Annotated in this window: 24 protein-coding genes; 21 read left to right on the top strand and 3 right to left on the bottom strand. The window is 64.6% G+C overall.

What is annotated here, in order from left to right; all coding sequences use genetic code 11:
- Window positions 1-106 precede the first annotated feature (106 nt).
- From ACQZ40_RS12360 to ACQZ40_RS12320, 9 genes are all read left to right on the top strand, one after another.
- Entirely contained in the window at window positions 107-745 is a 639-nt protein-coding gene (locus tag ACQZ40_RS12360) for a hypothetical protein (RefSeq protein WP_448748043.1), read from the top strand.
- Between the two features lie 58 nt (window positions 746-803).
- The gene (locus ACQZ40_RS12355; protein WP_003522330.1) at window positions 804-1,112 is read left to right on the top strand and encodes a Dabb family protein; all 309 of its coding nucleotides are present in this window, start codon (window positions 804-806) and stop codon (window positions 1,110-1,112) included.
- Window positions 1,113-1,380: 268 nt separating this feature from the next.
- Window positions 1,381-2,547, top strand: coding sequence for a phage portal protein (locus ACQZ40_RS12350; protein ID WP_078054266.1), 1,167 nt, complete (start codon window positions 1,381-1,383; stop codon window positions 2,545-2,547).
- Between the two features lie 195 nt (window positions 2,548-2,742).
- Window positions 2,743-3,063 (top strand): DUF6107 family protein, encoded by a 321-nt coding sequence (locus ACQZ40_RS12345; protein WP_003521211.1) that lies wholly within the window; start codon window positions 2,743-2,745, stop codon window positions 3,061-3,063.
- Between the two features lie 28 nt (window positions 3,064-3,091).
- Window positions 3,092-3,664, top strand: coding sequence for an HK97 family phage prohead protease (locus ACQZ40_RS12340; protein ID WP_448748042.1), 573 nt, complete (start codon window positions 3,092-3,094; stop codon window positions 3,662-3,664).
- Window positions 3,665-3,694: 30 nt separating this feature from the next.
- Window positions 3,695-4,963 carry a phage major capsid protein gene (locus ACQZ40_RS12335; protein WP_078054265.1) on the top strand — a complete coding sequence of 423 codons (1,269 nt, stop codon included), beginning with the start codon at window positions 3,695-3,697 and terminating at the stop codon, window positions 4,961-4,963.
- A gap of 178 nt (window positions 4,964-5,141) precedes the next feature.
- Window positions 5,142-5,711 (top strand): head-tail connector protein, encoded by a 570-nt coding sequence (locus tag ACQZ40_RS12330; protein WP_448748041.1) that lies wholly within the window; start codon window positions 5,142-5,144, stop codon window positions 5,709-5,711.
- A gap of 3 nt (window positions 5,712-5,714) precedes the next feature.
- Window positions 5,715-6,050 (top strand): phage head closure protein, encoded by a 336-nt coding sequence (locus ACQZ40_RS12325; protein WP_142846185.1) that lies wholly within the window; start codon window positions 5,715-5,717, stop codon window positions 6,048-6,050.
- Window positions 6,047-6,442, top strand: a complete 396-nt coding sequence (locus ACQZ40_RS12320; RefSeq protein WP_078054262.1) for a DUF3168 domain-containing protein — start codon at window positions 6,047-6,049, stop codon at window positions 6,440-6,442. The genes ACQZ40_RS12325 and ACQZ40_RS12320 overlap by 4 nt, the downstream gene beginning before the upstream one ends.
- A gap of 7 nt (window positions 6,443-6,449) precedes the next feature.
- On the opposite strand, the gene ACQZ40_RS12315 is transcribed toward ACQZ40_RS12320, so the two are convergent.
- A complete protein-coding gene (locus ACQZ40_RS12315) occupies window positions 6,450-7,649 on the bottom strand; it encodes an MFS transporter (protein ID WP_448748040.1) in 1,200 nt (399 codons plus the stop codon).
- Between the two features lie 90 nt (window positions 7,650-7,739).
- Between ACQZ40_RS12315 and ACQZ40_RS12310 the strand changes: the two genes are divergently transcribed.
- From ACQZ40_RS12310 to ACQZ40_RS12300, 3 genes are read left to right on the top strand one after another with little or no spacing between them, the layout of a single operon-like run.
- The gene (locus ACQZ40_RS12310) at window positions 7,740-8,147 is read left to right on the top strand and encodes a phage major tail protein, TP901-1 family (protein WP_003521219.1); all 408 of its coding nucleotides are present in this window, start codon (window positions 7,740-7,742) and stop codon (window positions 8,145-8,147) included.
- On the top strand, window positions 8,147-8,506 hold the full coding sequence (locus ACQZ40_RS12305; protein ID WP_174038952.1) for a gene transfer agent family protein: 360 nt from the start codon (window positions 8,147-8,149) through the stop codon (window positions 8,504-8,506). The genes ACQZ40_RS12310 and ACQZ40_RS12305 overlap by 1 nt, the downstream gene beginning before the upstream one ends.
- Entirely contained in the window at window positions 8,503-8,712 is a 210-nt protein-coding gene (locus tag ACQZ40_RS12300; RefSeq protein ID WP_142846191.1) for a rcc01693 family protein, read from the top strand. Before ACQZ40_RS12305 ends, ACQZ40_RS12300 begins: the two co-directional genes overlap by 4 nt.
- A gap of 5 nt (window positions 8,713-8,717) precedes the next feature.
- Here ACQZ40_RS12300 and ACQZ40_RS12295 read toward each other — a convergent pair whose 3' ends face one another.
- The gene (locus ACQZ40_RS12295) at window positions 8,718-9,122 is read right to left on the bottom strand and encodes a DUF2442 domain-containing protein (protein ID WP_448748039.1); all 405 of its coding nucleotides are present in this window, start codon (window positions 9,120-9,122) and stop codon (window positions 8,718-8,720) included.
- Window positions 9,115-9,342: a DUF4160 domain-containing protein gene (locus tag ACQZ40_RS12290; protein WP_031233366.1), complete on the bottom strand. Its 228-nt coding sequence runs from the start codon at window positions 9,340-9,342 to the stop codon at window positions 9,115-9,117. The genes ACQZ40_RS12295 and ACQZ40_RS12290 overlap by 8 nt, the downstream gene beginning before the upstream one ends.
- Before the next feature lie 112 nt (window positions 9,343-9,454).
- Here ACQZ40_RS12290 and ACQZ40_RS12285 point away from each other — a divergent pair, with 112 nt between their 5' ends.
- From ACQZ40_RS12285 to ACQZ40_RS12245, 9 genes are all read left to right on the top strand, one after another.
- Window positions 9,455-10,036, top strand: coding sequence for a phage tail tape measure protein (locus ACQZ40_RS12285; protein WP_448748038.1), 582 nt, complete (start codon window positions 9,455-9,457; stop codon window positions 10,034-10,036).
- A gap of 56 nt (window positions 10,037-10,092) precedes the next feature.
- The gene (locus ACQZ40_RS12280; RefSeq protein ID WP_078054257.1) at window positions 10,093-10,731 is read left to right on the top strand and encodes a TIGR02217 family protein; all 639 of its coding nucleotides are present in this window, start codon (window positions 10,093-10,095) and stop codon (window positions 10,729-10,731) included.
- A complete protein-coding gene (locus ACQZ40_RS12275) occupies window positions 10,728-11,612 on the top strand; it encodes a DUF2163 domain-containing protein (protein ID WP_448748037.1) in 885 nt (294 codons plus the stop codon). Before ACQZ40_RS12280 ends, ACQZ40_RS12275 begins: the two co-directional genes overlap by 4 nt.
- Window positions 11,609-12,043 carry a C40 family peptidase gene (locus ACQZ40_RS12270; protein ID WP_125144626.1) on the top strand — a complete coding sequence of 145 codons (435 nt, stop codon included), beginning with the start codon at window positions 11,609-11,611 and terminating at the stop codon, window positions 12,041-12,043. Before ACQZ40_RS12275 ends, ACQZ40_RS12270 begins: the two co-directional genes overlap by 4 nt.
- Window positions 12,044-12,058: 15 nt before the next feature.
- Window positions 12,059-15,859: a baseplate multidomain protein megatron gene (locus tag ACQZ40_RS12265; protein ID WP_448748036.1), complete on the top strand. Its 3,801-nt coding sequence runs from the start codon at window positions 12,059-12,061 to the stop codon at window positions 15,857-15,859.
- Between the two features lie 34 nt (window positions 15,860-15,893).
- Window positions 15,894-16,100, top strand: a complete 207-nt coding sequence (locus ACQZ40_RS12260) for a hypothetical protein (RefSeq protein WP_035262738.1) — start codon at window positions 15,894-15,896, stop codon at window positions 16,098-16,100.
- A 137-nt stretch (window positions 16,101-16,237) separates the two neighbouring features.
- Complete coding sequence (locus ACQZ40_RS12255) at window positions 16,238-16,492, top strand: hypothetical protein (protein ID WP_003497070.1); 255 nt, start codon at window positions 16,238-16,240, stop codon at window positions 16,490-16,492.
- A 94-nt stretch (window positions 16,493-16,586) separates the two neighbouring features.
- The gene (locus ACQZ40_RS12250; RefSeq protein ID WP_003509815.1) at window positions 16,587-17,258 is read left to right on the top strand and encodes a response regulator transcription factor; all 672 of its coding nucleotides are present in this window, start codon (window positions 16,587-16,589) and stop codon (window positions 17,256-17,258) included.
- Window positions 17,248-18,648 (top strand): sensor histidine kinase, encoded by a 1,401-nt coding sequence (locus tag ACQZ40_RS12245; RefSeq protein WP_003521230.1) that lies wholly within the window; start codon window positions 17,248-17,250, stop codon window positions 18,646-18,648. Before ACQZ40_RS12250 ends, ACQZ40_RS12245 begins: the two co-directional genes overlap by 11 nt.
- The last annotated feature ends 37 nt before the right edge of the window (window positions 18,649-18,685 follow it).

Here is an 18,685-nt window from a genome sequence, read left to right as displayed (position 1 = left end):
GGGCGCGGATTAAAATCGATTAAGGTTTTTTCAAATCGATTTAGTTCCGGCGGCCTGCATGTGGAAAAACCGGGCGTCGCATTGCCCATCATTTTCAGGAGCCATCATGGCCTATGACGAGGCGCGATTCTTCGCGTCGGCGCGGATTTCCATTTTCGGCGGTCGCCTGCGCGCGGCCCAGCTTGCCGGCACGAAAACGATGCTGGCAGGATTTGAAAAGTCGATGCCGGGCGGCGATCCGCGCTGGCTCGCCTATATGCTGGCGACGGCCTTTCACGAGACGGCGGCGACCATGCAGCCGGTGCGCGAGACATTGGCGGCGAGCGATGCCGAGGCGATGGCAAGGCTCGACCGCGCCTTTGCGGCGGGCAGGCTGCCCATGGTGCGCAAGCCCTATTGGCGGCCGGACACGGAGGGTAAGAGCTGGCTGGGGCGCGGCTTCGTGCAGCTGACGCATCGGCGCAATTACGAGGCCATGATGGCGCTGACCGGCGTCGATCTCTTGGAACGGCCGGAACGGGCCATGGAGGCGGAGGTGGCCACCGCGATCCTGATCCACGGCATGGCGGGCGGCGGTTTTACCGGCCGCAGGCTCGCCGATTTCTTCAGCGACAGGCGCGAGGATTGGGACGGCGCCCGCGCCATCATCAATGGCAGCGACCGGGCGCGGTTGGTGGGCGGTTACGGACGCGCATTTCATCACGCGCTTGTCGCCGCGCGGATTGAACCCGGGCGGGCCAGATGATAACCCGTTACCCGGTGCCGAAAAGGCTGCCTCCGAATTCTGCATGACAGGTGACACCGTGATCCGCCATATCGTCTTTTTCACCGTTCCCGAGGAAAACCGCGACGCCGTGCGCAGGGGGCTTTCCGGCCTGACCGCGATACCGCATTCCCTGAAGCTGGAAATCGGCGAGAACGTGAAGAAGGACCAATGGGGCAATTCGGTCGATTTCATCGTCTATGGCGAGTTCGAAAACGAGGCGGCGCTCGCCGCTTATAAGGCCGATCCGGCTTATGACCTCTCGACCCGCACGGTAAAGCCGCTGCGCGAAACCCGCGTTGCCGCCGATTTCGACAGCGATACGGCGGTGAAAGCGCCGATCCGGTAAACGTCCGGTTTCGCCGAAGTTGGCGCGAGATATTGCCGCTGTGCGGACAGGGTGCCTCACGCGCGACGTCATCCTTGGGCTTGTCCCAAGGATCTGATCACGTCCAATAAAATCGAGACGTTGCAGATGCTCGGGACAGGCCCGAGCATGACGAAAGAGAGCTTTCAGGACGTCGTCAGAAATTTCAGCGTCTACCCTTCGGTGAAAGCCCCACGCGGGCGACGCCGCAGGACTCGACGCCGCGCGCCATCAAAACAAGGACAACTCCATGCGATTTCCCTTTTCCCTGCCGTGGCTGCGCCCGGCGGATGGCAGAGCCGTGCCTGAAAGCCGGAAAATGGCCGATGGCTTCATGGCGGTTGCCGTGCAGGGCGGGCAGGCCTTCTGGTCGGGCCGGTCCTATGCCGCACTTGCTCGCGAGGGTTTCATGAAAAACCCGGTGGCGCACCGGGCCGCCCGCATGGTGGCGGAGACCTCGGCTTCCGTCAGCTGGCTGCTTTATGATGGCGAAGAGGAACTCGCCGATCATCCGCTCCTGGCGCTGCTTTTAAAACCGGGCGCCCATATGGGCGGGCCGGATTTCTTCGAGGCGCTTTATGGCCACCTCATGCTCGCCGGAAATGCCTATATCGAGCCGCTGATGGTGGGCGGGCGGCTGCGCGAGCTGCATCTTCTGCGGCCCGACCGGGTCAGCATCGTCGAGGGGCCGGATGGGTGGCCGGTGGCCTATGATTACCGAGCCGAGGGCCGCGCCTCCCGGCGCATCGCCGCCGAGCGCGACGGGCTGGGGCTGCTGCATCTGAAACTTTTCCATCCGCTGGATGACCGGGCGGGTTTTGCGCCGCTCGCCTCCGCAGGGGCCGCGCTCGATCTGCACAATGCCGCAAGCCAGTGGAACAAGCGCCTGCTCGACAATTCCGCCCGGCCGTCCGGCGCACTGGTCTACCAGCCGAAGGAGGGCGGCAATCTCTCCACCGAACAATATGAGCGGCTGAAGCGTGAGCTGGAGGAAGGCTATCAGGGGGCGATGAATGCCGGCCGGCCTTTGCTTCTGGAAGGCGGGCTGGACTGGAAGGCCATGGGTCTTTCGCCGCGCGACATGGATTTTCTCGAGGCCCGCAACGGGGCGGCGCGCGATATCGCGCTTTCGCTCGGCGTGCCGCCGATGCTGATCGGCATTCCCGGCGACAATACCTATGCCAATTACCAGGAGGCGAACCGCGCCTTTTATCGCCTGACCGTCCTGCCGCTCGTTTATCGCACGGCGGCGAGGCTCTGCGGCTGGCTTTCTCCGGTCTTCGGCTCTGGGCTGAGGCTCGAACCCGATCTCGACAGGATTGCCGGGCTTGCCGGCGAGCGGGATGCGCTCTGGGCACGCATCGGCGCGGCCTCGTTCCTGAGCGACGAGGAAAAGCGCGAAGCCGTCGGTTATTGATCGCCGCCCCGGCGGGATCGAAACCCCGGTTTCCTGTTCAATCATTTTCTGAAGAAGCGGACTCTCTTTGTGAGCTCTTCCGCCCAAGCGATTCCGAAGACTCGCAAAATCGCCCGGCGCAGGCGCGCAAAAAGCGCCTGCGTGCTACGCGGCGCGTCCGCCCGATAACCACATCCTAGAACGGAATGATTACCCATGTCTGAATTCGCCAATGAGGCCGGCATCTGGGCCGCCCGCATCACCGGCGCCGTGGCGGGCGCGGGTGTGTCGCTCGTTTATCTCCTGCCGAAAAGCAGACGCGAGGCCGCGAGCCGTTTCATCACCGGCGTTTCCTGCGGCATGATCTTCGGCGGGCCTATTGGCCTGTGGATCGTGCAGCAGCTCGATATCGCCGGCGCGCTTTCGGGCCGGGAAATCATGGTGGCGGGTTCCGCCGCCGCCAGCATGGGCGCGTGGTGGGGGCTGGGCGTGCTGGTGCGCATTGCCGACCGTTACGGTGCGCGCCCGCGCGCCTGACACTTCCTTCACATCGCAGGAGTTTTCCATGCACGTTTATCGCGGGCCGCGTCCCGCCACGCGCAAATTCGCCAATCTGGAACTGCGCGGCATTACCAGCGATGGCACCTTTTCCGGTTATGCCAGCGTCTTCGGCGAGGTCGATCTCGGTCAGGATGTCATCGAGCGCGGCGCTTTCCGCCGCTCCATCGAAGAGCGTGGCGCACCCGGCATCCGCATGCTCTACCAGCACGATCCGGCCGAGCCCATCGGCGCCTGGCGCACCATCCGCGAGGACGAGCGCGGCCTTTATGTCGAGGGCGTTCTCGCCCCCGGCGTCGCCCGCTCCCGCGAGGTGCATTCGCTGATGAAGACCGGGGCGCTGGACGGGCTGTCCATCGGCTTTCGCACCGTCCGTTCCGGCAAGGCGGCGAGCCACGGCGTCCGGCGCATCCTGGAAGCCGACCTCTGGGAAATCTCGGTCGTGACCTTCCCGATGCTGCCCTCGGCGCGCGTTTCCGACGTCAAGCATGCCCGCTTCTTCCGCGACCGCGAGACCGAGCTGGTGCGCACCATGCGCCGGGCCGCCCGCGCGCTGTTCGACACGACACCCAAACGCTGACTTCCGGACAATCACCAACAAGGAAACGACATGACAGACCAGATGACGAAACCGGCCCCGATGACCGTCGCGCCGCAGGTGAAGGCCGTGCCCGATACGGTGACGGCGGCCTTCGATGAGTTCATGGAGGCCTTCGAGGCCTTTCGCGAGACCAACGACCAGCGGCTTGCCGATATCGAGCGCAAGATGGGCGCGGATGTCGTGACCCGCGACAAGCTCGACCGCATCGACAGGGCGCTCGACGACAACCGCCGGATCATGGACGATCTGGCGCTCAAGAAAGCGCGTCCCGCGCTTGGCCGCAAGGATGCGCTTTCCCACGATGCCGAAGAGCACAAGGCCGCTTTCGAGGCCTATATCCGTCGCGGCGAGGAGGGCGCGTTGCGCGATCTGGAGGCCAAGGCCTTTGCCGGTTCGACCGGGGCCGATGGCGGTTTTCTGCTGCCGAACGAAACCGATGGCGAGATCGGCCGGCGCATGACGGCGATTTCGCCGATCCGTGCGCTGGCGACCGTCCGGCAGGTTTCCGCCGCCGTGCTGAAGAAACCCTTCTCGCCCGGCGGCATGACGACCGGCTGGGTTTCCGAAACGGCGGCGCGTCCGCAAACGGCAACGCCGCAGCTTGCCGAGCTTTCGTTCCCGACCATGGAGCTTTACGCCATGCCGGCGGCGACACAGGGCCTGCTGGATGATGCGGCAGTCGATATCGAAGCCTGGATCGCTTCCGAAGTAGATATCGCTTTCGCCGAACAGGAGGCCGCCGCCTTTATTGCCGGCGATGGCGCGAATAAGCCCAAGGGTTTCCTCTCCTATGCGGCCGTCGCCAATGATGGCTGGAGCTGGGGCAATATCGGTTATGTCGCGACCGGCGTTTCGGCCGGATTCGCCTCCGCCGGGCCGATGGATGTGCTGCTCGATGCCGTCTATGCGCTGAAGGCCGGCCACCGCCAGAACGGAACCTTCCTGATGAACCGCAAGACGCAAGGGGCGCTGCGCCGCTTCAAGGATACCAGCGGCGCCTATCTGTGGCATCCGCCCGCCGCTGCCGGCCAGCCGGCCTCGCTGATGGGCTTTCCGGTGACGGAGGCGGAGGACATGCCGAATGTGGCGGCCAACAGCTTCGCCATCGCCTTTGGCGATTTCCGCGCCGGCTATCTCGTCGTCGACCGTACCGGGGTGCGCATCCTGCGCGATCCCTATTCGGCCAAACCCTACGTGCTGTTCTACACCACCAAACGCGTGGGCGGCGGCGTGCAGAATTTCGAGGCGATCAAGCTGGTGAAATTCGGGGTGAATTGACCGCCCTTTCTTCTCCCCGCCGGGGAGAAGATGCCCCGAAGGGGCAGATGAGGGGGCAAGCTCTCCGAACACATCTACCCTTGCCCCCTCATCCCGCTGCCGCGGACTTCTCCCCCTCGGGGAGAAGAAACAAGCGGTGCCCGCTCGCTAATGCGACTACCTTTCGTCCGGAGATCCCATGACCTATGCCCTCATTCATCCGCCGCAGGCGGAGCCGCTGACGCTTGCCGAGGTGAAGGCGCATCTGCGTCTCGATAGCGGCGATGAGGATGCGCTTCTTGCCGCGCTCATCCGCACCGCTCGCGAGCATCTGGAACGTACGACCGGGCTTTGCCTCATCCGCCAGACCTGGCGGTTTTACCTCGACCGGTGGCCTGAGAACGGCGTGATTCCGATTGGCAGGACACCGGTGCAAGCCATCGAAACTATACTGGTTTTTGACGGTGAGGGTCGCTCGGCGGACATCACCGCCGTGGAAAAATTGCTCGATGGCGCGGCGCGGCCGGCAAGGCTGTGGCTGCGCGATCCGCCGGCCCCCGGAAAAGCGATGAACGGCATCGAGATCGATTTCATTGCCGGCTATGGCGAAGCGGGAACCGATGTGCCCGACACGCTGAAACGCGCCATGCTGATGCATGTGGCGCAGATGTTCGCATTTCGCGGCGCGGTCGCCGCGGAAAACCAGCCCGCCGCCATTCCCGCCGGTTACGAGCGGCTGGTGGCGCCTTTCTGCCGTCTGGGGCTTTGAGAGATGAACCTTGTTTTTCTCGATCCCGGCAGGTTGACGGCGCGGCTGGAACTGGACGTGCGGACCGAAACGCCGGACGGGCAGGGCGGTGCTGCGGAAAGCTGGAATTTCCTGCGGTCGCTCTGGGCTGCGATCGAACCCGTTTCGGAGGCATCGCATGAACGGGCCTCGGCCGAGGGCGTGACGATTACCCATCGCGTCTGGCTGGCTTACCGCGCCGACATCGCCGCCGGCATGCGCTTTCGCAAGGGCCGCCGCATTCTGGCGATCCGGGCGGTGATGGACCCGGATGAGACGCGTCGCTTCATCGTGTGCCGCTGCGAGGAGGAAAGCCGATGAGCGCTGCCAACGCATTTCTTCAGGCGATTTTCGCAAGGCTTGGTAGCGATGCAGCGCTGACAGCGCTTGTCCCCGGCGGCATCGTCGACCGGCTTCTGCCGCGCGCGCTTCTGCCGTGCATCGTTATCGACGATCTCGAAAGCCGGGACTATTCGACGGCGACGGAAAGAGCCGAGGAGCATTTTCTGTCGCTGCAGATATGGAGCGATGCCAATGGCCGCAGGGGTGCCGGCGAAATCGTCGAAAGGGTGAAGATCCTGCTCGATGATGCGGCGCTGCCGATTGCCGGCGTTTCTCTCGTCAATCTGCATCTTCTCTCCAGCCGCTCGCGGCGCGAGGCGAAGACACGGAATTTCATCGCGGAGATGCGCTTCAGGGCGGTGACGGAGTAGCGCCGTTTCAGGAACCCTGCCTGCGCACGGTTTTCCACAGAACGATCAGCAGCAGAAACGAAATGCCGATTAGCACGGAGGCGATGGTGAGCATGGCGGATACGCCGCCGCGATCCAGCGCCACGGTGAAGATGACCGGCGCCACGGCAATGGCGAGGTTCTGCGGCAGGGAGATGCGCGCGGCCTGAAGCCCATATTCTTCCGGGGAAAATACCGCGAGCGGCAACACGGCCCGGCTGACGGTGAGCACGCCGGCGCCAAAGCCGAAGAAAACGATGAAGCCGATGAAGGCAGGCATGGCCGGAGCAAAGGCGAGCAACAGCAGCAGGGAAAAGAGCAGCAAACAGAAGCCGATCATGGCGGTGAGGAAGGGGTTTCCGTGCTTCCCGAGCAGAAAATCCAGCCCGCGCGCCGTAATCGCAAGCACGCTGCGTGCCGATGCCAGTTGCACCGCAAGCGATTGCGTTGCGCCGGCCTGAACCAGAAGCAGCGGCAGAAGCGGTGACAGGCCGAAGGTCGTAAACGCGCTGATCGTCGTCATGGCGGCCAGCAGCACGAAGGCGCGCCGCGTATCGACCGGTGAGGGCGACATCGCCGTCTCTTCTTTCGGCTTTGCCTCTTTTCGGGCCGGACGGCCGGGAAGCACGAAAAGATAAAGCGGCAGCAGGATGAAGATTTGCAGACAGGCATAGGCGGCAAGCGTGCCGCGCCAGCCGAGATGCTGATCGGCAATGGTGGTGACCGGCAGGAAAACCGCCGCCGAAAGCCCGGTGAACAGCATCAGCAGCGTCAAAAGCCGGCCGCTTTCCGCGCCCACACGTTCCACCACGGCCGCATGGGCTGCCGTCGTCAGGCCGCAGGTGGCGGCAAAACCCATCACGGCCCAACCCAAGAGATAGCTCATTGCCCCGCCCGCGAGGGCGAGCACGGCAAAGCCGGCCGCGAAGAATACCGAACCGGCCGCCAGCACCGGCGCCGCGCCGTGGCGCATCAGCATTCTTCCAAGCAGCGGGCCGCACAGGGCGCTGATGGTCATCATGATCGTGAGGCCGGCGAAAACCACGCCGTTGGTGATGGCCAGTTCCTTACCGATCCGTGGCCCGAGGACGGCCAGCATATCGAAACCGCTACCCCAGCTCACGATCTGCCCGACTGCAAGCACGCCGATAAGGCGCGCGCGAGACGTCAGGGGGGCAGCGTCGGACATGGTGAGATCGCGGGGTGCGAGGTGCAGGAACGCTTTTGGTAGCAGGCCCTTCGCGACCCCGCAACAGCAATCGAGACGAAAGGAAACAACATGGTGGCGCAGAAGGGCAAGGACCTGCTGCTGAAGATCGACAATGCCGGTTCCTATGCAACCGTCGCGGGGCTGAGGACAAAGCGGCTGGCCTTCAATGCCCAGGCGGTCGATGTGACGGATGCCGAAAGTGCGGGGCGCTGGCGGGAGCTTCTTGCCGGCGCCGGCGTGCAGCGGGCATCGCTCACGGCCTCCGGCATCTTCAAGGATCAGGCGAGCGATGCGCTGGTGCGCGGCGCATTTTTTGCGGGCAGCATTCCCGGCTGGCAGATCGTCATTCCCGGTTTCGGCATCGTTACCGGGCCGTTCCAGATCGTGGCGCTCGAATATTCCGGCCGTCACGATGGCGAGGTGCAATTCGAGATCGCGCTGGAATCGGCCGGTCTTCTCACATTCGGAGCGCTGTGATGGCTGAGCGTCTGCGTTACGGGCGGGCGAACCGCCATCGCGGCGAGATCGAGGCGCTGATCGACGGCGAAAGGCGCGTTCTCTGCCTGACGCTCGGCGCTCTCGCCGAACTCGAAACCGCCTTTGCAGCCGACGACCTCACCGCGCTCGCCGAACGTTTCGCGAGCGGCCGCATGAAGGCGGTCGACATGGTAAGGGTGATCGGCGCGGGCCTGCGCGGCGCGGGCAATGTCTTTTCCGACGAGGATGTGGCCGCCGCCACGGTGGAAGGCGGCATTGCCGGCCATGCCGCCATCGTCGCCGATCTTCTGACTGCCACCTTCGGCGGCCTGAAAGGCGAGGCGCCACCGGACCCTTGAGCGCCGCAGCAGGCGAAGCGACGCCGCGCCCGTTCCCCTGGGAGGCGGCGATCCATGCCGGCTTCTGCCTGCTGCGGCTCTCCTCCGAAACCTTCTGGCGGCTGACCCCGCGGGAATTCTTCGCGATGACGGGCGGCAACGCCGTTCTCCGCGGCCCCGACCGTCAGGCGATGGAGGCGATGATGCGGCGGTTTCCCGATGGGTGACGGCGTCAGGGCATTTTTCGTGGGCGGCCGCCCTTGGCACCGTTCGCGCGACTGGCTGCTGCCTTGGCCGGAGAGCGGGATTGCCCGCCCTTGCGCTGCGTTTCCATGAATGTGCGGCTGCCGAAAATACCGTTCATCAGGCCGCTGATCGTATAATCGACATCGAGGGTTCCCCAATGCAGACCCGTCTCGCCGAGCAGTTCGACATCCGCAAGCTGTTCGGCGGTCGCGTCCTGCAAGCCTTCGAGCGCCCGCGCGGGAAACATGAAGCAGGCGCCGTTGGCGAAATCGACGATGACACGGGCCGAGGCCGTTTCGAAACGCACGGAAACCGGAATGGGGCGCTCGGCGCGCTCTTTTTGCCAGCGTTCCTTGGCGGCGGCGAGTTCGGCATCGCTGACCTCAACCATGATATCGTCTCCAGGTTTCCATAAACAGCTTCCGGTTTTCCTCGATGACGGCGACGGCGCGCCGCACATCCCGGTCCGACATGCCGCCCTGCGTGAGAACGACGAGGCTGACGATGTCGATACGGGCTTCACCCTCTCCATAAACATGAGCATGCGGCGGCTCGTGATCGGCAGTGTAGATGACAAAACGCATGCCATGCTGGCGGAGAACCGTGACCATGAGAACCATAACCCAAGAAGTTGGGTTTTAAAAGAGTGTGGGTTGAAGCAGCGGTTTTTGAGAGCTGTTTCAGCACCATGCATTCCCCAGTTGAATCAGAAAGGCAAGCGCGATGGCGGGCGAAGGATCAATGGCCGAGAACCGGGAAGAGGCGGAGGCGCTGTCCGAGGCGATGGGCGATCTTGAGCGCCGGTCCGAGCGGTTCGGGGCGGCCCTGAGCTCGGCCCTGCAGGCGGCGACGGCGGGCGGCAAAGGGCTGGACGATGTGTTGCGCGGGTTGGGGCAGCGGCTGTCCGGCATCGCACTCTCGGCCGGTCTGAAACCGCTTGAGGGCCTGATCGGCAATGCCGTCAGCGGGCTGTTGAACGGCGGCGGTTCGCTGTTCGCTTTTGCCGATGGCGGTGTGCCGGGACGCAGCATCACGCCCTTTGCCGATGGCGGCGTCGTTTCCAGCCCCGCCTTTTTTCCGATGGGCGGCGGGCTTGGTCTGATGGGCGAGGCGGGGGCGGAAGCGATCCTGCCGCTGAAGCGCGGTTCGGATGGCGCTCTCGGCGTTGCCGCACCGTCCGGCGGTGGCGGGGCGCAGATCGTCTTTAACGTGACGGCGACGGATGCTGCGAGCTTTCGGAAAAGCGAAGGCCAGATCGCGGCCATGCTGGCGCGCAGCGTCGGGCGCGGCCAGCGCGGATTGTGACGCACGCGCGTCCTCCCACGTTTCAAGACCATCGAAAAGAATCCAGGAACAATGACATGGCGGCATTTCATGAAGTGCGGTTTCCGCTGCGGCTCGCACTCGGGGTGAGCGGCGGGCCGGTGCGGCGGACGGACATCGTCAACCTGTCCAATGGCCGCGAAAGCCGCAATCAGCGTTGGAGGAACGCCAGACGCAGTTATGACGCCGGATCCGGTATCCGCTCCGTCGCCGATCTTTATGAGGTGCTCGCCTTTTTCGAGGCGCGACGCGGCGAACTTTACGGCTTTCGTTTTCGCGACCCGGTGGATTTCAAATCCTGCCCGCCGGGAGAGACGCCCGCCGCGACCGATCAGAGGATCGGCACCGGCGACGGCGTGACAGCGGGTTTTCAGTTGCGGAAGACCTATGCCGATGCGGGCGGCTCCTTCGTGCGGCGGATAGAAAAACCGGTCGAAGGTTCGGTCATGGTTTCGGTCGAGGGGGTGAAGGTCGAAGCGGCTGAGGTGGCGGTCGATCATGTAACCGGCATGATCGTGTTCCGTGCGGGGCGGGTGCCGCCCGCCGGCGCCGCGATCCGCGCCGGTTTCGAATTCGACGTGCCGGTCCGCTTCGGGATCGACCGTATCGACGTGAACCTGACCGCTTTCGAGGCGGGCCGTATTCCCTCCATTCCACTGATGGAAATCCTGCCATGAAAACCATTCCCGCCGCCCTTGCCGGGCATCTCGGGCAAGATGCGACGACCACATGCCATTGCTGGAAGGTGACACTGAAGGACGGTGCGATGATCGGTTTTACCGATCATGACGAGGCGATATCGTTTGCCGGCACCTCCTACCTTGCCGCCAGCGGCTTTTCGGCCAGCGATAGCGACGGCGAAACGGGGCTGGGCGCAGGCGCCGGGGAGGTGGCCGGCGGTTTTTCGAGCGAGGCGATTGCGGAGGGCGATCTGGCCGCCGGGCGTTTCGATGGGGCGAGGGTGGAGCTTTTCCTCGTCAACTGGCAGGCGCCTGACCAGCATGTGCTGCTGAACAGGCGCGAGATTGGCGAGGTGACGCGGGCCGGCGGGGCGTTTCGCGCCGAGCTGCGCAGTCTTGCCCATCGCCTCGGCCAGCCGCAGGGCAGGGTCTATGGGCGGCGCTGCGACGCCGCCCTTGGCGACAGGCGTTGCAGTGTCGATCTGGCGCGCTTTGCCGGGCATGGGCGCGTGGCGGCGGTGGACGCCTCGGGCGGCCTGCTCGTTTCCGGGCTCGATGCCTTTGCCGACGGTTTTTTCAGCCGGGGGAAGCTGCGTTTTCTGACCGGCCCGCTCGCCGGCAAGGGGTTCGATCTCGACGGGCAGGAGCGGCGTGACGGTGGCGTTCTTCTGTCCTTCTGGCTGCCGCCGGAACAGCCGCCTTTGCCGGGAGATGCGTTTTCCGTCACCGCCGGCTGTGACAAGAGCTTTGCCACCTGCCGGGCGAAATTCGCCAATCATCTGAATTTTCGGGGCTTTCCGCATCTGCCGGGGGCGGATTTCGCCTATTCCTATGCGGCGGGCGGCGAGAGCCATGACGGCGGGGCACTGTTTTCATGAGCGATCCCGGCGAAAGAGTGCTGGCGCTCGCCGAAGGCTGGATCGGCACGCCCTATCGGCATCAGGCCTCGTTGAAGGGTGTCGGCTGCGATTGCCTCGGCCTCATTCGCGGCATCTGGCGGGACCTTTACGGCCACGAACCGGAATTGCCGCCGCCCTATGCGCCCGATTGGGCCGAACGCGGCGGCGAGGACCGGCTGATGGCGGCGGCTAAACGCCATTTTCCGGCGGTGTCGGGCCTGGAAGAGGCAAGGTCGGGAGACCTGCTGCTGTTCCGCTGGCGGGCCGATGCCGCCGCCAAGCATCTCGGCATTCTGGCCGGTTCGCAGCATTTCATCCACGCCTATGAACAGGCGGCGGTGGTGCGTTCGGCGCTGGTGCCCGGCTGGCGGCGGCGCATCGCCGGCGTCTTCCGTTTTCCCGATCCCTGATTTTTCGAGGCAAGCATGGCGACAATCGTTTTTCAGGCGGCGGGCGCGGCACTCGGCGGCATTTTCGGTCCTTTGGGCGCGGTGATCGGCCGGGCGGCCGGGGCGCTGGCGGGCAATGCCATCGACCGCACGCTACTCTCGAACGGGCGGACGGTAACGGGCGCGCGGCTCTCGACCGCGCGCATTCCCGGCGCGGATGAGGGAGCGGCGATCAACCGGCTTTACGGCGCAGCACGGATCGGCGGCACGCTGATCTGGGCGACGCGCTTCGAAGAAAGCGTGGAGGTGGAGCGGCGCGGCGGCAAGGGCAATCGCGGCCCGAAAGTGGAGACCTTTCGGTATTTCGCCAGCTTTGCCATCGGCCTGTGCGAAGGCGAGGCGGCAAGGGTGCGGCGCGTCTGGGCCGATGGGCGGGAGATGGACCTGAGTGCCGTGGAGATGCGCTTTTATCCGGGCAGCGAGACGCAATTGCCCGATCCTTTGATCGAGGCGAAGCAGGGGGCGGGCAATGCGCCGGCCTTTCGCGGACTGGCCTATGTGGTGTTCGAACGCCTGCCGCTCGACGGGTTCGGCAACCGCATTCCGCTCATGCAGTTCGAAGTGGTGCGGCCGGTCGGCCGGCTGGAAAAATCCATCCGCGCCATCACCGTCATTCCGGGGGCAACGGAACATGGTTACGCCACTGCGCAGGTTTCCGAAAGGACGGGGATCGGCCAAAGCCGCATCATGAACCGCAACGGCCTGACCGCTTCGACCGACTGGGCTGCGGCGATCGACGAGTTGCTGGATCTGTGTCCCAATCTTGAGAGCGTGGCGCTGGTGGTAAGCTGGTTCGGCACGGATATGCGGGCGGGGGAATGCCGCATTCTGCCGGGCGTGGAAGTGGCCGGCCGGGATGGGGAAACCATGCCATGGTCCGTCGCCGGCCTTTCGCGCGATGAGGTGCATCCTGTCAGCCATCATGGCGGCGGCCCGGCCTATGGCGGCACGCCGAACGACGAAAGCGTGTTGCAGGCGATAGCCGATCTCAGGGCGCGCGGGCTTCGGGTGTGCCTTTACCCCTTCGTGATGATGGATGTTACCATCGGCAATGGTCTGCCGGACCCCTATGGCAAAGGCGAACAGGACGCCTATGCCTGGCGCGGGCGCATCACCTGCTTTCCCGCACCCGGCAGGGCCGGTTCTGCGGATCGCAGCGCGGGCGCAAGGGCGCAGGTTTCCGCCTTCTGCAACCGCGATGAAGGCTATCGCCGTATGGTGCTGCATTATGCGGCGCTGGCGGCCCGGGCTGGCGGGGTGGATGCTTTCCTGATCGGTTCGGAGCTGCGAGGGCTGACGGCGCTGAGAGACGAGAATGATGCCTTTCCCTTTGTCGAGGAACTGGTGCGGCTGGTTGGCGATGTGCGGGCGATATTGGGGCCGGCGGTGAAGCTGACCTATGCGGCGGACTGGAGCGAATATTTCGGCCACCAGCCGGCGGACGGTTCGGGCGACGTGTTCTTCCATCTCGATCCGCTCTGGGCGAGCCCGAATATCGACGCCATCGGCATCGACAACTATATGCCGCTTTCCGACTGGCGCGACGGGGATGCCGCAAACGGCAATCCCGACGGCATGACCGGCCCGGACGATGTGAGCGCCTTCCGCCGCGCGATCACGGCGGGAGAGGGGTTCGACTGGTATTATGCCAGCGATGCGGACCGCGCCGCGCGGCGGCGCACGCCGATTACCGACGGGTTGAAGGGCAAGCCGTGGGTGTTCCGTTACAAGGACTTGCGCAATTGGTGGGGAAACCTCCACTACGACCGGGTGCGGGGTGTGGAGAAAACCGTGCCCACGGCATGGGCGCCGCGCTCCAAGCCGGTCTGGTTCACCGAACTCGGTTGCCCGGCGGTGGACAAGAGCGCGACGCGGCCCAATGTCTTTCCTGATCCGAAATCGGCGGAAAACGCTTTTCCCTATTTTTCCCGCCGCAACCGCGCCGACAGCCAGCAGCGACGGTTTCTGGAGGCGCATCTCGACCATTGGGGAAAGGGCGATGCGGCGATGGTCGATGCAAGCCGGGTCTATCTGTGGACCTGGGATGCACGGCCCTTTCCGGCCTTTCCGCAGAATAGCGCGGCCTGGAGCGATGGGGCGAACTGGCGCACCGGCCACTGGCTGAATGGGAGGCTGGGCACGGCAACGCTCGCCGATGCCATCGCCGCCATCCTCACCGATCACGGCTTTTCAGACTTCGATGTTTCCGCCGTCAGCGGCGATCTGGGAGGTTATGTGCAGGGAGACGTGACCTCCGCCCGCAACCTCTTGGAGCCGCTGATGGCGGCGTTTCAGGTGGATGTGACGGAAGATGGCGGAACCCTGCGCTTCCGCTCCCGCAATACGGCGGTCTTGCCGGTCCGGGATATTGCCGTGCTGGCCGATCTGGAAGACGAGCCGCTCTGGTCGGAAAATCGCGGCCATGACAGCGATTTCGCGGCTGAAGCCGTGCTGACCTCTTTCAACCCCACGCTGGATTACGAGCAGGCAAGTGTACGGTCCCGGCGCATCGACAATGCCGGCAGCCGGGTGATGCGGCTCGATCTTAACGCTGCCCTGCCTGCGGAAACGGCGGAGGCCGCCGTCGAGGCGTTGTTGCGCGACAACCGGCAGGCGCGGCGCAGCCTGCGCTTTGCTCTGCCGCCTTGCGATATCGCGCTTGAACCGGGTGATTGTATCCGCCTGCCGGAAGGGACCTTTCCGCAGGCGCCGGCAGGGCGGTTTCTGGTCAGCCGGATCGAGGACGGCGCGGTGCGGCAGGTGGAGGCGCGGGCCTTTTCCGCTGCCTTTCCGGTCTTTGCCGGCGGCGCGGAGGAACGGCGCAGCAGCGGCGCAAGCGGAGCCGAAGGTTTCGCGCCGGAAGTGCTGTTTCTCGATCTGCCCTACCATGACGGCACCGCGCCGGAGGATTCGGCGCGGAGTGCGGCGCTTGCAAAGCCCTGGCGGCCAATCATCATTTCCGCGTCGCCGGGCAGTGAAGGTTACCGGCAGCGCGTGCTGCTGGACCGGTCGGCGATGATCGGCGCGCTGGCAATGCCGCTGACATCAGGTCCTTCCGGCCGCTTCGACCGGAAAAACACAATCCTCATCGATCTGCCCTTCGGCGAGGTATCGTCGGCCGGGGAGCTTTCGGTGCTGAATGGCGAGAACCGTCTCGCCATCAAGGCGGCGAACGGTGTGTGGGAAATCGTCGCCTTCGCAAAAGCCGAGGAAATCGCACCCTCGCGCTGGCGGCTCTCCGCTCTTCTGCGGGGACTGGCGGGCACGGAAGACGCGCTCGCCGCGGGCGCGCCGAAAGGTGCGCCGGTGGTGGTGCTGGATGCGGCGGTGCAGCCGCTCGGTCTTGCCGCGAGCGAGCGCGGGCGACGCCTGAACTGGATCGCGGAAGCGGCCGGAATGGCGGGCGCGCCGAGCGGTCCGTTTGCCTTCGAGGGCGGCCTGCGGGCGCTGACACCGCTCGCGCCGGTGCATCTTGCCGCCGAGCGGCGCGGCGACGGCGTTTTCATCAGGTGGAAACGACGGGGCCGGGTGGAGGCCGATGGCTGGGATGCGAGCGACATTCCGCTGGACGAGCCCCTCGAGCTTTATCGCATCGAGGTGCTGGACGGCGAGACCGTGCGGCGCATGGCGGAGGTTTCGCAACCCTTCTGGTTTTACCCCGCCGCAGACGAACTCACAGATTTCCCGGCATTGCGGGATCACATTTCCGTGCGTGTCCGAATGCTCGGCCGTGCGGTGCCTTCGGGCGTGGTGGCGCAGGCCACCCTCCCGATCTGACATGTGCCTGAAAAACAACGCAAAGGACGAGACTATGGACAGTACCAAAGCATGGTATCAATCGCGCACGATCTGGGGCGCTCTGGTTGCGGTTTTCGCACCGCTTTTCAGCATCGCAGGCCTTGATCTGCCCGCCGGTCTGCAAGGAGAACTGGCGGACGGGCTGGTGACGGTTGCGGGCGGAATCGGTGGTCTGGTCGCACTTTACGGCCGCCTTTCGGCGACCAGCGCCATTCGCTGACAGCACCCGCGACAACGCCGTTCCCGCCTGGCGCCCACGCGGCGGGGGCGGCATTCATTTGCCATTCAGACGCTTTGCGCTACATATTCGGTCACAATACGGTTCGAGACGCACCCGGTTTTTTGGAAGTTTGTAGAATGGCATCACCTCTCATCATCGCGACGCTTGCAGCCGGGCTTTCCGGTTTCACGGCGCCCGAGGCTGATCTGCAGGGCCATTACATTCTGGCGGCGAGCGATTGCGGCGCAGCCGTCGCCCGCGTCGTGCGCGAAACCGGCGGTCAGCTGCTTTCGGTCTATCCTTCCGGTGACGGTCAGTCCTGTGTCGTCACCGTTCTCGTCCAGGGCAATGGCGAACGCCCGCGCAAGGTGACGATGCGCGTGCCGATGTAGCTTGCCCGCATCGCCGAAATATCGGAAAACAATCCGACACATTTAGCATGACCGGCGACGCGCCTGCGGGCCGGGATACAGGAAAGGGCGGACAATGCGTATTCTCGTTGTTGAGGACGATGCCAATCTCAATCGTCAGCTGACCGATGCGCTGAAAGAAGCCGGTTATGTTGTCGATCAGGCATTCGACGGCGAGGAAGGCCATTATCTCGGCGATACCGAGCCCTATGACGCCATTGTTCTCGATATCGGCCTGCCGCAGCTCGATGGCATCACCGTCGTTGAAAAATGGCGTGCGGCCGGCAAGGCCATGCCGGTGCTCATCCTCACCGCCCGCGACCGCTGGAGCGACAAGGTTGCCGGTATCGACGCCGGTGCCGATGACTATGTGACGAAGCCTTTCCATGTGGAAGAAGTGCTTGCCCGCGTGCGCGCGCTCATCCGCCGCGCCGCCGGCCATGCTTCGTCCGAACTGGTGTGCGGCCCGGTCCGGCTCGACACCAAATCCTCCAAGGCCACCGTCAACGGCACGACGCTGAAACTCACCTCGCACGAGTTCCGGCTCCTGTCCTATCTCATGCACCACATGGGCGAGGTCGTCTCGCGCACGGAGCTGGTCGAACACATGTACGATCAGGATTTCGACCGCGATTCCAATACCATCGAGGTGTTTGTCGGCCGTCTGCGCAAGAAGCTCGGGGTTGATCTGATCGAGACGATCCGTGGTCTCGGTTACCGGATGCAAGCGCCGGCAGATGCGAAGTAATTCCCTCACCGCCCGCGTTCTGCTGCTCGCCTCGCTCTGGTCGGTGCTGGCGCTGGTGGTGATCGCCGTCGTGATCTCGACGCTTTACCGGCAGGGTGTGGAGCGCAGCTTCACCGATCTTCTGAGGGCGCAGCTTTATAACGTCATCAATTCCGTGACGATTTCCAACGAGAATACGCTGGCCGGCAGCCCGCAGCTCGGCGATCTGCGCTTTTCGCAGCCCGATACCGGCTGGTACTGGGTTGTTGAGCCGCTCGGCAATTTCCAGACCGCGCCGCTGGTGTCATCGTCGCTCGGCGTCTCCACCCTGCCGGTGCCGAGCATTCTCGATGCGCCCTTCGACAATCGCTATGAGCGCTTTTATGCCGTCACCGACGAGGCCGGCAATCAGGTGCGCGTGGCGGAAACGGAAGTGGTGCTGGATGGCGAAGGCCGCGCCGCGCGTTTCCGTGTCTCCGGCAATCTGAACGTCGTGGAAGACGATGTGCGCGATTTCTCCAACAGCCTTTATCTGGCGCTCGCCGTTTTCGGTGTCGGCAGTCTCGTCGTCAACGGCCTTGCCATTCTCTACAGTCTGCGACCGCTCGATCAGGCTCGCGTGGCGCTCGGCAAGATCAGGGGCGGGGAGGCGGAAAGCCTCGAAGGTGAATTCCCGCGTGAAATCCAGCCGCTCGCCAATGAGGTCAATGCGCTGATCGACAGCAATCGCCGCCTGGTGGAGCGCGCCCGCATGCAGGTCGGCAATCTCGCGCATTCGCTGAAGACGCCGATCGCCGTTCTTCTGAACGAGGCCCGCACGCTGGAGCCGCAGCATGGCGATCTGGTGCGGGCGCAGGCGGACGCCATGCAGGCGCAGGTGCAATCCTATCTCTCCCGCGCCCGCATCGCCGCCCAGCGCGGCTCCATCCTTGCCCGCGTGGAAGCGGAGCCGGCGCTGGAGCGGCTGGTGCGCGTGATGCGCCGCCTGAACCCCGACAAGCAGTTCGTGCTGAATTTCGAGCAACCCGGCGCCGTCCTCGGTATGGAGCAGCAGGATCTGGAAGAGGTCGTCGGCAATCTTCTGGAAAATGCCGCGCGTTTTGCGCAGACGCGCGTGGTCATCACGCTTGCGACCGGCACGCACCCATCCTCCGATGCGGAAATTGCCCGTCGCTCCTGGGTGGAGCTGACGGTGGAGGATGACGGGCCGGGGCTTGAGCCGGAACAGATCAGCGAAGCGATGAAGCGCGGGCGGCGGCTGGACGAGAGCCGGCCGGGTACGGGCCTCGGATTGTCGATCGTTTCCGAGGTGGTGTCAGAGTACCATGGCCGCTTTTCGCTGTCGCGCAGCGCCATCGGCGGGCTGAAAGCCGATCTGATTTTGCCGGGCCTTTCGAAAGAGCTTGCGTGAGGCAAGAAAAAAGGCAAGAAATTCAATGGCACTATAT

It is taken from the genome of Agrobacterium sp. 16-172Ci (assembly GCF_053522725.1).
Note: the sequence above shows the minus strand (reverse complement) of the source record. Positions and strands in the feature narration are given on the sequence as shown.